The organism is Streptococcus sp. Marseille-Q5986 (assembly GCF_946902915.1).
Classification (GTDB): Bacteria; Bacillota; Bacilli; order Lactobacillales; family Streptococcaceae; genus Streptococcus.
The window spans coordinates 19,520-34,592 of sequence record NZ_CAMPPY010000002.1; the positions used below are offsets into that span (position 1 = coordinate 19,520).

18 protein-coding genes and 2 pseudogenes are annotated in these 15,073 nt (G+C 38.4%); 11 read left to right on the forward strand and 9 right to left on the reverse strand.

What is annotated here, in order from left to right; genetic code table 11:
- The first annotated feature begins 9 nt into the window (after window positions 1–9).
- The 4 genes from OVN21_RS03535 to OVN21_RS03550 are packed head-to-tail and all read left to right on the forward strand — an operon-like array spanning window position 10 to window position 1,531.
- Window positions 10–456 carry a hypothetical protein gene (locus OVN21_RS03535; protein WP_267247323.1) on the forward strand — a complete coding sequence of 149 codons (447 nt, stop codon included), beginning with the start codon at window positions 10–12 and terminating at the stop codon, window positions 454–456.
- A 21-nt stretch (window positions 457–477) separates the two neighbouring features.
- Window positions 478–816: a DUF771 domain-containing protein gene (locus tag OVN21_RS03540; protein ID WP_267247324.1), complete on the forward strand. Its 339-nt coding sequence runs from the start codon at window positions 478–480 to the stop codon at window positions 814–816.
- Between the two features lie 51 nt (window positions 817–867).
- A complete protein-coding gene (locus OVN21_RS03545; protein ID WP_267247325.1) occupies window positions 868–1,305 on the forward strand; it encodes a hypothetical protein in 438 nt (145 codons plus the stop codon).
- The gene (locus tag OVN21_RS03550; protein WP_267247326.1) at window positions 1,256–1,531 is read left to right on the forward strand and encodes a hypothetical protein; all 276 of its coding nucleotides are present in this window, start codon (window positions 1,256–1,258) and stop codon (window positions 1,529–1,531) included. The genes OVN21_RS03545 and OVN21_RS03550 overlap by 50 nt, the downstream gene beginning before the upstream one ends.
- Window positions 1,532–1,571: 40 nt before the next feature.
- On the opposite strand, the gene OVN21_RS03555 is transcribed toward OVN21_RS03550, so the two are convergent.
- The 3 genes from OVN21_RS03555 to OVN21_RS03565 form a co-directional block, all read right to left on the reverse strand.
- Complete coding sequence (locus OVN21_RS03555) at window positions 1,572–2,177, reverse strand: transposase (RefSeq protein ID WP_323743975.1); 606 nt, start codon at window positions 2,175–2,177, stop codon at window positions 1,572–1,574.
- Window positions 2,174–2,437 (reverse strand): transposase, encoded by a 264-nt coding sequence (locus OVN21_RS03560; RefSeq protein ID WP_267247327.1) that lies wholly within the window; start codon window positions 2,435–2,437, stop codon window positions 2,174–2,176. The genes OVN21_RS03555 and OVN21_RS03560 overlap by 4 nt, the downstream gene beginning before the upstream one ends.
- A gap of 224 nt (window positions 2,438–2,661) precedes the next feature.
- Window positions 2,662–3,570: a cation diffusion facilitator family transporter gene (locus OVN21_RS03565; RefSeq protein ID WP_267247328.1), complete on the reverse strand. Its 909-nt coding sequence runs from the start codon at window positions 3,568–3,570 to the stop codon at window positions 2,662–2,664.
- A gap of 132 nt (window positions 3,571–3,702) precedes the next feature.
- On the opposite strand from OVN21_RS03565, the gene OVN21_RS03570 reads away from it, so the two are divergent.
- Both OVN21_RS03570 and OVN21_RS03575 read left to right on the forward strand, forming a co-directional pair.
- Window positions 3,703–4,257 (forward strand): TetR/AcrR family transcriptional regulator, encoded by a 555-nt coding sequence (locus OVN21_RS03570; protein WP_267247329.1) that lies wholly within the window; start codon window positions 3,703–3,705, stop codon window positions 4,255–4,257.
- A gap of 26 nt (window positions 4,258–4,283) precedes the next feature.
- Complete coding sequence (locus OVN21_RS03575; protein WP_084859524.1) at window positions 4,284–4,616, forward strand: glucuronide permease; 333 nt, start codon at window positions 4,284–4,286, stop codon at window positions 4,614–4,616.
- A 35-nt stretch (window positions 4,617–4,651) separates the two neighbouring features.
- On the opposite strand, the pseudogene pnuC reads toward OVN21_RS03575, so the two are convergent.
- The 6 genes and pseudogenes from pnuC to OVN21_RS03605 all read right to left on the reverse strand — a co-directional run bounded on the left by pnuC (window position 4,652) and on the right by OVN21_RS03605 (window position 9,910).
- Window positions 4,652–5,443: pseudogene (pnuC, locus tag OVN21_RS03580) on the reverse strand (nicotinamide riboside transporter PnuC).
- Window positions 5,444–5,780: 337 nt separating this feature from the next.
- Entirely contained in the window at window positions 5,781–7,301 is a 1,521-nt protein-coding gene (locus tag OVN21_RS03585; protein WP_267247330.1) for an ABC transporter permease/substrate-binding protein, read from the reverse strand.
- Entirely contained in the window at window positions 7,294–8,022 is a 729-nt protein-coding gene (locus tag OVN21_RS03590; protein WP_125423790.1) for an ABC transporter ATP-binding protein, read from the reverse strand. The genes OVN21_RS03585 and OVN21_RS03590 overlap by 8 nt, the downstream gene beginning before the upstream one ends.
- A gap of 14 nt (window positions 8,023–8,036) precedes the next feature.
- Window positions 8,037–8,800 (reverse strand): annotated as a pseudogene (locus OVN21_RS03595) (nuclear transport factor 2 family protein).
- A gap of 3 nt (window positions 8,801–8,803) precedes the next feature.
- Window positions 8,804–9,241 (reverse strand): MarR family winged helix-turn-helix transcriptional regulator, encoded by a 438-nt coding sequence (locus OVN21_RS03600; RefSeq protein WP_267247331.1) that lies wholly within the window; start codon window positions 9,239–9,241, stop codon window positions 8,804–8,806.
- A 69-nt stretch (window positions 9,242–9,310) separates the two neighbouring features.
- Window positions 9,311–9,910 carry a protein-ADP-ribose hydrolase gene (locus tag OVN21_RS03605; protein WP_323743976.1) on the reverse strand — a complete coding sequence of 200 codons (600 nt, stop codon included), beginning with the start codon at window positions 9,908–9,910 and terminating at the stop codon, window positions 9,311–9,313.
- Between the two features lie 518 nt (window positions 9,911–10,428).
- On the opposite strand from OVN21_RS03605, the gene OVN21_RS03610 reads away from it, so the two are divergent.
- From OVN21_RS03610 to OVN21_RS03630, 5 genes are all read left to right on the forward strand, one after another.
- Entirely contained in the window at window positions 10,429–10,692 is a 264-nt protein-coding gene (locus tag OVN21_RS03610) for a transposase (protein WP_267247332.1), read from the forward strand.
- 35 nt (window positions 10,693–10,727) lie between these two features.
- Entirely contained in the window at window positions 10,728–11,207 is a 480-nt protein-coding gene (locus tag OVN21_RS03615; protein ID WP_267247281.1) for a transposase, read from the forward strand.
- 291 nt (window positions 11,208–11,498) lie between these two features.
- Window positions 11,499–13,148, forward strand: coding sequence for a sensor histidine kinase (locus tag OVN21_RS03620; protein WP_267247333.1), 1,650 nt, complete (start codon window positions 11,499–11,501; stop codon window positions 13,146–13,148).
- A complete protein-coding gene (locus OVN21_RS03625) occupies window positions 13,141–13,911 on the forward strand; it encodes a response regulator transcription factor (RefSeq protein ID WP_267247334.1) in 771 nt (256 codons plus the stop codon). The genes OVN21_RS03620 and OVN21_RS03625 overlap by 8 nt, the downstream gene beginning before the upstream one ends.
- A 115-nt stretch (window positions 13,912–14,026) precedes the next feature.
- A complete protein-coding gene (locus OVN21_RS03630) occupies window positions 14,027–15,073 on the forward strand; it encodes an ABC transporter substrate-binding protein (RefSeq protein ID WP_267247335.1) in 1,047 nt (348 codons plus the stop codon).

A 15,073-nucleotide genomic window follows, 5' to 3' on the forward strand; every position in this document is an offset into this window, starting at 1 on the left:
GATGATTGAGTGCGATTTGAAATGTCAATCAGGCAGGCTTACGCTAATCAAACTGGTCTAGATATTTTAAAATGTAGAAACGACAAAGAATTGTCGAACTTGATTGCTCAACGTTTTACGGACAAATATTTATTTTTCAAAAATGATGAATTATGGGATATTTCAAAGGTTATGCTGGAATCTGTTTCGACTGATTTTGATTTATTGAGGTCAAAACCAAGGCGGAAGAATGACTTATTATCTACTTACATTTATTTGTTAAAAAATAGTGGTTTAGAATCGTTTCTATACAAGATTGATAAAATTTACGGTAAAGAAGCAATTTCTGAATTTTTCAGGCATGTTTTGATTCATTACAAAACAAAGTACAAACCATCTCCTGATACTATTATTTTTTTAAATAATAAAAAAGATGAACTAAAGAAAGAAAAAGAGCCATGGAATATATTCAAGTAAGACGATGAAAGGAAAAATAAAATGGGAGATAAAATCTCAATCAAAATAGACAATTTAGAAGTACAATTGCCTGATTCTCATATTATAGTAGAAAAAGATGAATATCTTGACTTAAAAAACAAGGCTTCTCAGGAGCAATATATGAGTCTATCAGAGGTTTTAGAGATAGTTTCTGTCTCTAGACCTTGGCTACTGGAAAATGTTCTTTATCAGCCCGATATTCGCTCAAAAATAGATATTGATAAAAATAAGGATGGTTTTGTGAAATATCCAAACAATCAGGGCGGACGGTACTACTTCTTAGCAAGCAAAACGAAACAATTTTTTGAAGAAAACTTTGCAGAAATCTTTAATTTATGATACGATAATCAAGATAATATATTGGTTATCGTCTTTAGAAAAGAGGTAATCATGTCTGTTTCATTCAGAAAACGAGGAAAAAAGAATTTATGGGATTATAGAATTTTTGATAAAAATAAAAAGGTGCTTGCTTCAAATTCAGGCTTTAAGACAAAAAGAGAAGCAGAGATTGAAGCACTAGCTCTTGAGTTAAAATTGCTTAATGGTGCAATAATTGATAAAAATATTACATTCTATGCTCTATGGGAGAAGTGGTTAGAATTAACTATCAAACCACTCGGAAAAGCAGGGACTATATTTAATAAACATTTATTGCGTGGTAAGTTTATCAAAGATGATTTTAAAGATAAACCAGTATTAAAAATCAAAGCGAGCGAATATCAAGCATTTATTAATAAGTACGCTGAAACAAATTGTCGTGACAATGTAAGTAGAATGAATGCGGAAATTAGGAATGTCATTGTATTTGCGAAAAGAGATAAGCTTTAATATCGAAGATTTTTCTGAAGGAGTTATTCTTTCAGGTCGTCCCCCCAAAAAAAGAAAAGATGAAAAATATATTCATAGCTTTGATGACTATCAAAAACTAGTAACATATTTAGAAAACAATCTTGATTTAACTACTTCTATTGTTCCATATTTGCTTTTGATTCAACTGAAAACAGGAATGCGTGCAGGAGAGGTTGCAGGTCTCACATGGGATTGTGTGTTGTGAGAAAATTCAGAAATCAAAACTTATAGACGATATGATACAGCTAGAAAACGGTGGACAAACCCAAAAACAGAAGAATCAATCCGTACAATTCCTGTTGATAATGATACTTTAAGTATTCTAAAAAAATTAAGAACCTGTATTCACAAAATGATAGAGCCTTTAAAAGACGATTAATGTGTGAAAATTTGACAAAAGCAACCTCTGACGATACGGATTTTTCAACATCCTTAGCTAATCTTCGAGAGTGATTCAACCAAGAAAAAGTTCGCTCAACAGCCCAAGGTTTGGGGATGATTTGCCAGCCGCCCTTGATTTTTTCAGAAATACCTACTGGGCAACCAAACTCCTTCACCATCATCTCCTCAGAGCTTTTACGATAACCAGCATCGGCTGAAAAAGCCTTGATGGTTGGGAATTGTAGGATCACTTTGCGAGCCACTAAAAAGCCTGATTTTGTGTCGTGCAAATGAGCTGCATGAACCACCACATCAAGAAGATTTCCCATAGTATCCACAAGGATGTGGCGCTTCCTCCCTTTGACTTTCTTACCGCCATCAATCCCACGTTCCTCTGCAGCATCTGTTGTTTTCACGCTTTGAGAATCAATGATAGCATAGGTTGGAGGGGCTGCTCTACCAGCTTTCAGTCGCTTTTTTTAACCAGTTCCGTCAAAATGGTGTCCCACAAACCGCTCTCTCTGGCACGACGAAAGAAACTCCAGACAGTTAGGGAAGGAGGGAAATCATGAGGGAGCATGCGCCATTTGCAACCTGTTTTAGTGATATACAAGGTGGCGTTCACGAGTTCTCGTTTAGCCCACTTATAGGTACGATGTTGGGAGAAATAGGGTTCAAGTTTAGGCCATTCTTGACCGGTTAAATCGGTATCATATGCTTTTCGTATCATATCTTTAGTTTAACATTTTTTTGTGAATACAGATTCTTAAGCAACTATAACTCATTCATCTTATTATACAACTCTGAGTTGACTCCAAGCCAAACATTTTGCATCTAATAGAAAAATTCTTTTAATTACCAAACAACTAAGTAAAGTTTATACCGTGCCTTATATGACCAAACTTTTAAAATATTTAAACAGGAAAGAAATACTCTATTTAAATACGTAGGTGCTCAATCACTCTTCACTTTGTGCCAATGATGCCCATGCTTCTGCTCTAACTCTCTCACCTTCCGCCTATGTTGCGCATGATTGCTTTGACTGCTATCCACTTCAATAGTGATATTCTGCACGCTTCTTTCTTCTAAAAATTGACGCACCACTTCTTTGGTTTCCATCATCTGTTCCCAGTCCTTGATACAAATGTGAACAATAGCATTGTTCTCAAGACCATCCATGGACCAAATGCTAAGTTGATTGACACTTTTGACATTGGGTAGAGCATCTAAATCCTTCTCCAAATCACTTGTCTCGACCCCTTCTGGCACAGCATCTAGGAAAATCTTGAGTGCGCTCCAAAAGCGAGGAATAGCTTTTGTTAGAATAAAGATAGAAATAACCAGCGATAAGAGTGGATCGAGAATATACCAATCTGTAAATCGGAGGATAATCGCCATTAGAATGACAGCCAACCAACCAAGAGTATCTTCCAAAAAATGCAAGCTAAGAATTGACTCGTTCTTTGTCTTTCCTTTACGAACTACTAGACTTGCTAGTACATTGATAACTACCGCAATGATTCCCAGCCAGAGGATGCCTTCCTCATTAACGGGTTGTGGGTGAACGATCTTTGTGATATTTTCCAAGATCACTAGGACAGACCCTATCATAAGAATCACAGCCGTTAGCATGGCCCCTAAAAGGCTGAAACGCTTGTAACCCAAGGTATACTGCCTATCTTCTTCACGATTGGAGATCGTTTCTAAAATGGCAGATATGCCAATGGCTATAGCATCCCCCAAGTCATGAACTGAATCAGCAAGAACTGCACTTGAACCAAAGATTCCTCCTGCGATAAACTCGACTATCGCATAGCTTAAATTTAAGAAAAAAGCTAACCAGATAGATATTTTAGAACTCATTTCTCTCCCTCCTTTGGTATAATGGGTATATACATACTTCTTTCATTTGTATTATCTAATAAAATCTAAAGAAAGGATAGAAGCAAACTGTCAGCTATGTTCAGTTCTGAACAGTTTGTCTCAACTGTCTATATGCTAAAAAGAGACCGTCGAGTCAACAAGACTAAAAAAGCCATCTATCAAGCTTTTTTACAACTTTTAAACGACAAAGGCTATGATGCCACTACTGTTCAGGATATCATTGACCTAGCAGATGTTGGACGTTCTACTTTTTATTGTCACTATGAAAGTAAGGAACTCCTTTTAGATGAGCTCTGTCGCTACCTCTTTCATCATCTCTTTGAAAGGGAAGAACACCTTACTACCGAGGACTACCTCGCTCATATCTTTTTACATTTTCAGAAAAACCAGGATCATGTCACCAGTCTCCTTTTTTCCAAAAACGACTACTTCCTCCGCCAGCTACACAAGGAACTCGAACACCACGTCTATCCCATGGTGGCGGATGACTTGCAAGAGGCCTATCCAAACATTCCGGCCTCCTACCTCCAGCATTTTGTTGTGACGAACTTTACCGAGACTCTAACTTGGTGGCTAAAAAAAGGAAAATCCTATACCGAAGACCAAGTGGTGAAATTTTACCTTGATGTAATAGAGATGACCTCTACAACTCCACTTGATAACTAAGCCTGTAACTCAGAAAGGAACCAACTATGTTAACTTCGATGATTCTAGGAATACTAACAATTGTACTAGCTCTCGCCTTCTCATTACTTCACCTTGCTGCTGCTTTTTCAGCCATGAAACAAAAGAACTACAGTTTGGGAAACAAGTGTATCTTGGTCGGCAGTTGCATCACTTCTCTGGCTCTAGCTATCTTTTACTTCGTCCCACTGGCAACCATTCTACTATGGATTGTGGGTTCGAGTATCGTCTGCTATGGCGCCTACTGGAACGGGCGACAGCAAGAAAACCAACATATATCGCACCACATTATTCGTATAACGAGTGCTATTGTCATTACGGTATTATTCATTTTGCTCTAACACAAAAAAGGATCATCTGATCCTTTTTTACTTTTTTAAGAGCTTTTTGCTTCCTTGCTCCACTGATACCAACCAACTAGACTATTGATCAAGTAAATCAGGTATTTCCCTTGGATTTGCAGGCTTTCTCCCCACCAGAGATAGATAGAAAAGACATTGGTGGCTGCCCAGAATATCCATTGCTCACGGTAAACAGCTGTCATGAGGATTTGCCCTACCCCATTGGTCGTATCAGTGATGGAATCGCGATAAGGACGATTGGCTCCGATAGACTGATAAATGAATCCAAAGGCCAACCACCAGAGAACACTAATGGAAAGATACTTGGTCCAACCTTTACCGTCCAGCTTACGTGCGACAAATTCCTGCTTTTCCTTTTTAAACTGTGCTTGGTAGATCCACACTAGAAGTCCAATTGACTGCATGGCCGTAAAGTAGAGTATCGTAAGCACCTCACCATAAAAGCCTTTCTGCAAAGCCAAGATAAGGTAAATGACAGAGTTAATCAAACCAAAAAGGTAATTACTTGCTCGACCTTCCGATACAAAGATAACACAGATAATCCCTGTCAAGCTACAAATCATCCCAACCCAGTCAACAATGCGGCGTTCATAAACCAACTCAAGCCAGATTGGAAAACTTCCTAAAACCAGCAGGTAAAGCTACTGGGCAACACTACGATGGGCAAGAAGGTCATCCCAGATAGCCTTCATGGTTCCTGAAACTCCTAAATCAGCCATCGCCGTAACCATACGATGGTAACCACCTGACATTTCACCTAGGGTTGTTTTGATATTTTCAATTTTCTTTTGCAAATAAGTATGCATCATTTCTCCTTTTGTTTTTAAAGAGCCGTGTCTGGATAGACTTTCGGACGCAACGCTCTATTCTATATCTACTGAACTGTCTATATACAAGATTTCCATCCTTAGTCGACATGAGCTGAAAATCCTTATTTGTTAAGTAGTTCACAACACATTATATACCTATTATATGAATAGTCAAGTGTATTTGCAGTAAATAATTAGAAAATCCTGAAAATTTCCTCTTATTTTCCATTTAAAAATGAAAATCATTAATTCTGACACCAAAAAAGCCCAGACCAAATTATCTGAGCATTTTTCTATATGGCCGTTTAACGAAGTTGAGTTTAGCATTTTCAAGCTATTTCTTCAACAAACCTTGTTCTTGTAGAAACTCCTTGGCTACTTGTTCTGCTGACTTGCCTTCAACACCGACTTGGTAGTTGAGCTGGCTCATCTGGCCCTCTGTAATCTTACCAGCCAATTTATTAAGAACTCTTTCCAACTCTGAGTGTTTCTTGAGAAGAGCTTCTTTCATGAGTGGTGCCCCTTGATAAGGCGGGAAAAGTTGCTTGTCATCTTCCAAGACCTGCAAATCATAACGCGCCAACTCTGCATCAGTTGAATAGGCATCCGTGATTTGAATGTCGCCTGACTGAATTGCCTGATAGCGAAGAGCTGGCTCCATGGTCGCTACGTTGAGATTGAGGCCATACATTGATTGCAAGCCCTTATTGCCATCTTCACGGTCATTAAACTCAAGTGTAAAGCCTGCCTTCAACTGCCCTTCCACTTTTTTCAAGTCCGAAATGCTCTTCAAGCCATATTCTTGAGCAATCTTTTTCGGAACAGCTACAGCGTAAGTATTTTGATAAGACATGGGTTTGAGATAAGCTAGATGATCCTGTTTGGCAATACCATCACGCGCCACATTATAAACCTGCTCTGGCTCATGACTCACTTTCGGTGATGGCTGAAGTAAACTTTCAGTCACCGTTCCTGTAAATTCAGGATAGATGTCAATATCGCCTTTTTTCAAAGCTTCATAGAGAAAGCTTGTTTTCCCAAAATTTGGTTTAACAGTCGCAGTCATGCTGGTATTTTCTTCAATCAGGAGTTTATACATATTGGCCAAAATTTCTGGTTCTGGTCCCAATTTCCCAGCAATAACCAAGTTTTCTTTTTCTTTTTGAGCTAAGAGGGCTGGACTATAAGACAGACCGAGTAATATGGTCACCAAGGCAAAACCAGAAAAAATCATCCGCAATTTTGCTTTTTCCATCACTTTTAGTAGGACGTTAAAGGCAATGGCAAGCACTGCAGAAGAAAGGGCCCCAATCAAAATTAGACTGGCATTATTACGGTCAATTCCCAAAAGGATAAAGGAACCTAGTCCCCCTGCCCCAATCAAGGCCGCCAAGGTTGCCGTACCGATAATCAAGACCGCTGCCGTCCGAATTCCAGACATCATAACAGGCATGGCAAGCGGAATTTCAAACTTCTTGAGTCGCTCCCACCTAGTCATCCCAAAGGCAATCCCAGCCTCTTGCAGGCTCGGATCAATTCCCTTCAGCCCAGTGATAGTATTTTGCAAAATCGGAAAGATCGCATAAATCACTAGAGCTGTCAAGGCCGGTAAGGTCCCAATTCCCATCAAGGGGATGAAGAGCCCTAACAAGGCCAATGACGGGATAGTCTGGAAAATCCCTGCAATCTGCAAAACCCAATCCGCCAACTTCTCATGATAGCGAAGAGAAACAGCCAAGGGAATCGCGATAAAAATAGCTAGTAACAGGGTCAAAAGTGACAACTGCAAATGTTGAGATAGAGCTGTCAACCAATCACTAAAACGATCCTCAAAAGTTGCAATTAAATTAGTCATGAACACTACCTCCAAACAAGTCTGCGACAAAGTCTGTTGCAGGCGTTTTTAAAATGGTCTCAGGATTCGCCACCTGACGAATCTCTCCATCCTGCAAGACAGCAATACGGTCTGCCAATTTCAGAGCTTCATCCGTATCATGGGTCACAAAAATCGTTGTCATCCCAAACTCTTTATGCAATTCTTTCGTCAGAACCTGCAACTGTTTTCTCGAAATAGCATCCAAGGCTGAAAAAGGTTCATCCATGAGCAGAATCTTAGGCTGACCAATCATAGCACGAACAATACCGACCCGTTGCTGTTCTCCACCAGATAATTCACTAGGGAGTCGATGTCCATACTCGGCTACTGGTAAACCAACCTTAGCCAAAAGCTCTTCTGTTTTCTGAGCAATTTCTTCCTTAGTCCATCCCTTCATCTCAGGAATCAGGGCAATATTTTCCGCGACCGTTAGATTGGGAAAGAGGGCAATGGCCTGTAAAACATAACCAGTAGAGAGACGAAGTTCACGCTCATCATAGTCTTTGATGCGCTTGCCATCCATATAAATATTTCCATCAGTCGGTTCCAATAGACGGTTAATCATCTTAATCATGGTCGTCTTACCAGATCCAGAAGGTCCAACTAAAACCATAAACTCTCCATTCTCAATCCGTAAATTGACATCTCTCAAAACATCTTTTTCTGTGTAGCGCAAGGCTACATTTTTGTATTCAATCATTATTTGTCCTCATTTTAAAACTTTCCTCGGTTGGTCAAGTCTTCTACCTTAGGCATGACTTCCTTATTGTCCCAATGCTCCACAATTTTCCCGTTTTCTAGTCGGAAGATATCGTACTGGGCATAGGCAAGGCCATCAATCTGAGTCTGACCATAGCTAACCACATAGTTTCCTTGTCCTAAGAGTTGGAAAATAAAGTCGAAAGTGACGCCATGTTCAGCCACATAGTTTTATAAGCATCACTTCCTTGGCCAATCTCATGATTATGCTGAATCAAATCATCTGCCACATAATCACTCCACTGCTCCAGTTCCCCATTTTGAAAAATTTCTGTCAAGAAACGACGAACAGTTTTTTTATTTTCTGCTGTCTTATCCAAATTCTTGATCTCAAAATCTCCAAAAATTTGATCTAATTGACCATTTTCAGGTGTTCGATAGTAATCAATGACATCCCAATGCTCCACGATACGTCCATTCTCATCTGCACGGAAAGTATCCGTCGTCACCCATTGAGCTTCCCCACCATTCAGATATTGGTGAACATGAACAAAGACCAGATTGCCATCCTCAATAGTGCGGACAATCTTAATCTGACGTTCTGGATGACGCTCGAAGAAATTTGCAAAGAAGGCCGCAAACCCTCCTTTCCCGTCAGGCACACCTGTCGAGTGTTGTATATAAGTATCTCCTACAGACTGAGCTTGAGCCTCAGCAACACACCCGTCTTGGATGGCATGAATATATAGATTTTGCGCATTTTTAACTTGTTTTGACATAATTTATGCCTCATTTTCTTTTAAATTTGCTAAGATCCTTTCCTGATAATTTTCAAATTGCCGAATTTCTTCCTCAGTGAATCCTTTATAAAAAATCGCATCTAGTTTTTGACTGACACGATGGCCCACTTCTTTCTGAGAGCAACCTTGCTCCGTCAATTTAACATATTTTTTTCGCTTGTCTATTCCACACGGACTGATGGTGACCAGATTTTGCTCCTCAAGCTTTTTTATCATTGTCGTCAGCGTATTATTCGCAAGCCCAGTCGCCATAGCAATATCAGTAGCAGTTGCACAGCCAGTTTCACTATTCCATAAAACTGCTAAAATCTTTCCCTGCTCACTCCGATAAAGAGCTTCAGGGTCTTGGCTCAGTAACTTTTGAAAAATCCGCCCATTCAACAAACGAATATGATGGGCTAGCAAATGACTATCTTTCACGACACCTCCAATTCATTTCGATATTGAAATGAATAAAGTTATTGTAACACTTACCGTTCCAACTGTCAACTATTTCGATTTAGAAATAATATCTTTATAAATTTTTAAATCTTTATCTTTAAATACATTAAAAACAATCTTGATTTGCGGATGTCCTATCATAAAATCTCGAACGGTCTTGACTGCTAACTCTGCAGCCCGTTGATTTGGAAAATGAAATTCATCAGTACGAATGCAACAGAAAGCTACACCTTCAATCCTATTTTCAAAGGCTAACTTCAAACAAGACTGATAGGAAGATACTAAAAGCTCCTCATCATTTTTTCTTAGTTCTCCTTGAACAATGGGATCAACTGTATGGAGAACATATTTAGCAGGTAAATTATAAGCCCTTGTCAACTTATCTTGCCCAGTAGGCTCTAAATACCCCTGCTCCTTCATCAATTGATAACATTCTAAGCGCAACTGCAGACCAGCTTGTGAATGAATCGCATTATCAATACAACGATGATGAGGAATGAAACAACCTAAAACCTGATTATTAGCTGCATTAACAATAGCATCAACTTTCAAGGTCATAATATCTCCTTGCCAGAGATAGAGGTTAGGCGCTACCTCCTCCAGTTCTGAAAGCAAAGTCTGCCCTTTCTTTTCCGCCTGCTCTGCCAGATATGCATCTTATAAGTTCCAAAAATCTGCAGGAAGTTCTTGCGACTCCCAAATTGTCTTTAGAGCCTTAAATAGATAATCACATTCCTCTTTGCTTTCTGGTATAGGGATATCTGGTGCCAAATAGTGGATCAATTTCTTTACTCTTTCCATGCTGCCAGTACCTTCTTGATGTCTTGATTAATCGTGATGACGCCTTCTTTTGGTTTGTCTTCTATATTCAAACGAATCAAACTAACATTTGGAAAGTAAATATTCATTCTTTCAAAAAGATATTTGATAATTGTAGGCGTATTGTAGCCAACCCCAAGTTCTAGTAAGACTAATTTCTTATCTTAATAGAGCTCTACAAATTTTTGAAGACTCTCTTGTTCTTAGTGCCAACGCTTCGTTTCTACAAAGATTGAATCAATCCGTAAGTGCATACTCATAGGTGCCTGACAACGCGGACAATGCGGAATCAACTCACTTGGAATCTTTAAGAATCTGTATTCACAAAAAAATGTTAAACTAAAGATATGATACGAAAAGCATATGATACCGATTTAACCGATCAAGAATGGGCTAAACTTGAACCCTATTTCTCCCAACATCGCACCTATAAGTGGGCTAAACGAGAACTCGTGAACGCCACCTTGTATATCACTAAAACAGGTTGCAAATGGCGCATGCTCCCTCATGATTTCCCTCCTTCCCTAACTGTCTGGAGTTTCTTTCGTCGTGCCAGAGAGAGCGGTTTGTGGGACACCATTTTGACGGAACTGGTTAAAAAAAGCGACTGAAAGCTGGTAGAGCAGCCCCTCCAACCTATGCTATCATTGATTCTCAAAGCGTGAAAACAACAGATGCTGCAGAGGAACGTGGGATTGATGGCGGTAAGAAAGTCAAAGGGAGGAAGCGCCACATCCTTGTGGATACTATGGGAAATCTTCTTGATGTGGTGGTTCATGCAGCTCATTTGCACGACACAAAATCAGGCTTTTTAGTGGCTCGCAAAGTGATGCTACAATTCCCAACCATCAAGACTTTTTCAGCCGATGCTGGTTATCGTAAAAGCTCTGAGGAGATGATGGTGAAGGAGTTTGGTTGCCCAGTAGGTATTTCTGAAAAAATCAAGGCCAGCTGGCAAATCATCCCCAAACCTTGGGTTGTTGAGCGAACTTTTTCTTGGTTGAATCACTCTCGAAGATTAGCTAAGGATGTTGAAAAATCCGTATCGTCAGAGCTTGCTTTTGTCAAACTTTCACACATTAATCGGCTTTTAAAGGCTCTATCATTTTGTGAATACAGGTTCTAAGTTCCACCACAGCAGAACTTAATCTGAAACGCTTTTAGATAAGGGGATTTTGTGCCCTCTTTTTTTCGATTCCTTTCGGCTACAAAAGCGATGAAATCAAGCATGAGTAAAACCAGCGGAACTTAGCCTGACACGGATTTCCACTGGTTTTTATAATTTTTCAGACTAACTTCCACTTCTACTAGTGGTGGAACTTAGTTTGGGAATTTAACAGATTTTCTTTTTGACCTTGCCTTCCATTTTTAATACTGCTATACTTACTTTAACAAACTCTTCCCAAAGAGGTGAATTATGCCCCATTCTTTCAAAAATTCTCTCCAAAAAGAGATTCTTCATCGTAGTTCTTTAGCGGCCCTAGCCACTTCTCTCTTACTTCTCATTCTCTTATTTGGTTTTTCCTATTTCCTTCAAAAGCAACAACTAGCTAAGGATACTCAACAAATCGCTCAACATGTTCACAACATGAAACAAGCAAATTATAAATTGTTGGAAACTATGAATAAGAAGATGGTTCCAGAATTTATAGAAGGTAAACACACTGACAGAGAATTATTTAGTCTATTTTATGAAACAAAAGCCCAACTAAAACTCAGTTCTGATTTTGCCATTCTCGATGATACTGGCGAACTTTTATTTAGTACCAATCGCAATCATAAAGAAACTCTTTTAGCACCCTATTATTTAAAATTATTAATTAAAAATCCTACCCAAGGATCCGTCTTAGAGAAAGTTGCTCTATCCATGGACAAGCAGCATTATGCCATCTTCATTATGCCCATAATTCAAAATCAACGAGCAATAGCTTACAGTATTTCTTTTGTTAACGAAAATGACTTCGTATCAAGTATCCCTTTAATTAATTCAAAATACGTCATCACAGATACCTTTGGTAACATATACTCTAGTAATACTAATCAATTTACACAATCAACTCTGGAAAAATTTGATGAGAAATCGTTCCGTTCAAAAACACATTGGCTCGTTGATAATCCACTTTTGATTGAAAAACGTAAAGTTGATTCAATTTTTTCAATTTACACTTTCCAATCATTCTTTCCTATTCCTAGTTTACTTAGCCTTGCTTCCATACTAACACTTTGTATTTTTCTATTATATTTTTGGCAGGCTAGGAGAATCGCCCATAAAATCGCAACTCATAATGCTGGTCCTATTGAAAGTTTAGTCTTTCAATTACGTGCAATTCCTAAGAAAAAAGAAAAGAAACTCAGTCTCCATACTGGGGATGAATTTGAACTGATAGCTGAAAAAATCAACAATATGCTACAGGAGTTGGATGAGCTTCATCAAAAGATGTTGACCATTGAAAAGGAAAAATGGGTTTTTGAAAGAAAAATGCTAGAAGCTCAGTTTAATCCTCACTTCCTATACAATACCTTGGAAACCATTAAAATCACGAGTATGATTGATGCTAGTATTACACAAGACCTTATTCAAAATCTCACGCGCATCCTCCGATATAGTGTGACTGAATTAGAGAAAGAAACGACTCTTGGGAAGGACTTAGAAATTATCGAAGCTTACCTAAAGATTCACCAAATTCGCTTTGAACAATTTTCTTATCATATTAACTGTTCTCAAAAACTATATTCCCAAGCCATTCCAAAACTTTTCCTATTACCCCTTGTAGAAAATGCTCTAAAATACGGAAGGCAGTATCGTATAGATCTTGTCATCTCTATTAAAATCACTCAAGACCAGGAAGAGCTAGCCTTTATCGTTATGGATAATGCCGGTGGTTTGACTAAACAAGAACGCCTACATATCCTAGAATCCCTGAACAGTCCACATACTCAACACGGTATTGTCAATAGTTACAAACGATTGAATAACTTCTTTGATAATGTTGAATTGGATTTAGGAGTGAACCCTAGAGGTGAAACCTGGGTAAAATTTGTCACGAAAGGAAGAGCACATGTTTAAACTAATCATTGTCGAAGACGAACACCTAATTCGAAAATGGCTTGAGATTGCTGTAGACTACTCTACCTTAGGTATTCAAGTCGTAGGAACCGCTAGTCATGGACAAGAAGGAATGGAACTGATTCAAAAACTAAAACCACATATTGTGCTGACGGATATCACCATGCCAATCATGGATGCTTTCATAATGTTTGAAGCTACACAGTCTATTTCCTATGAAAAAGTAATTCTATCTGGCTATGATGATTTCCAAAATGCAAAAAAAGCTATGCAATTTGGAGCTGTAGACTTCCTATCAAAACCCATAAACGTCACTGAATTAACAGAGTGTCTAGAAAAAATAACACTGCGTCTTCAGATGAATCAACATCAAAACAATCCATTTTTGCAAGATTATCAGACCTTTGTCACCTCTCTTCAAAAAATCAATCCTCAAAACCAATTGATTCAACAAATTCTCGAATTTGTACACCAGCACTACTCCGAACACTTTACCATTTCTACCATTGCAGAAAATTTAAGCTATAGTGAAAGTTATCTATATAAAGTTATTAAGGAAGATTTTCCTATTACCTTGAACGAGTATATCTTGCAGTATCGCTTAAAACAAGCGGTTGAAAAAATGATCCAGCAGCCTAACTATCCACTTAGCCAAATTGCTGAACAAGTGGGGTTCTCAGACTATAAGTATTTTGGGAAAGTTTTTAAGAAATACTTTCATATTTCTCCAAAAGAATTAAAAACTATTGGAAGAATAGTATAGACACTATTCTTCTTTTTTTGTAGAGAATTTTCCCCTATTAGGATAGAATTTTGAGTTTTAAAAACGCTTACATTTTTCTACAATAGATTTAACAAAAACTTTGGAGGTATCCATCATGAAAAAGAAATGGATGTATTATGCTGCTTGTGGGCTAGCCCTTTTTGATCTTGCTGCTTGTTCTTCTAATGAATCTGCCGATGGCGGTTCATCTGATAAAGGAGACGGCGGTTCGCTAGTCGTTTATTCACCAAACTCAGAGGGCTTAATCGGAGCAACTATTCCTGCCTTTGAAGAAAAATATGGTATCAAAGTCGAACTGATTCAAGCTGGTACTGGAGAACTTTTCAAAAAACTAGAGTCAGAAAAAGAAGCTCCTGTAGCTGATGTCATCTTTGGTGGTTCTTATACACAATATGCTACCCACGGAGAACTCTTTGAAAACTATACTTCAAAAGAAAATGATAATGTTATCAAAGAATATCAAAACACAACTGGCTACTCTACTCCTTATACACTAGATGGTAGTGTTTTAATCGTCAATCCTGATTTAACGAAAGGCATGAACATCGAAGGATATAGCGATCTTCTCAAACCTGAACTAAAAGGAAAAATCGCAACTGCTGACCCAGCAAACTCTTCTAGCGCCTTTGCTCAATTAACAAATATGCTCCAAGCTCAAGGTGGTTACAAAGATGATAAGGCTTGGTCTTATGTAAAAGATCTCTTCACACTTATTGATGGTAAAATCGGTTCAAGCTCATCTGGTGTCTATAAAGCAGTCGCTGACGGAGAAATGGCTGTTGGCCTCTCTTATGAAGATCCCGCAGTTAAACTCTTAAATGACGGAGCTAACATCAAAGTTGTCTATCCAAAAGAAGGGACCGTCTTCCTACCTGCTAGTGCCGCTATCGTTAAAAAAGCCAAAAACATGGAAAATGCCAAGAAATTTATCGATTTTATTATCTCTCAAGAAGTACAAGATACACTTGGTACAACCACTACTAACCGTCCTGTTCGTAAAAATGCTAAGACAAGCGAAAATATGAAACCAATTGACAAAATTAAAACACTCACTGAAGATTATGATTATGTCATCAAGAAAAAATCAGATATCGTTAAGAAATACAACGAAGTCTTTACAGATATCCAATCTAAACAGTAA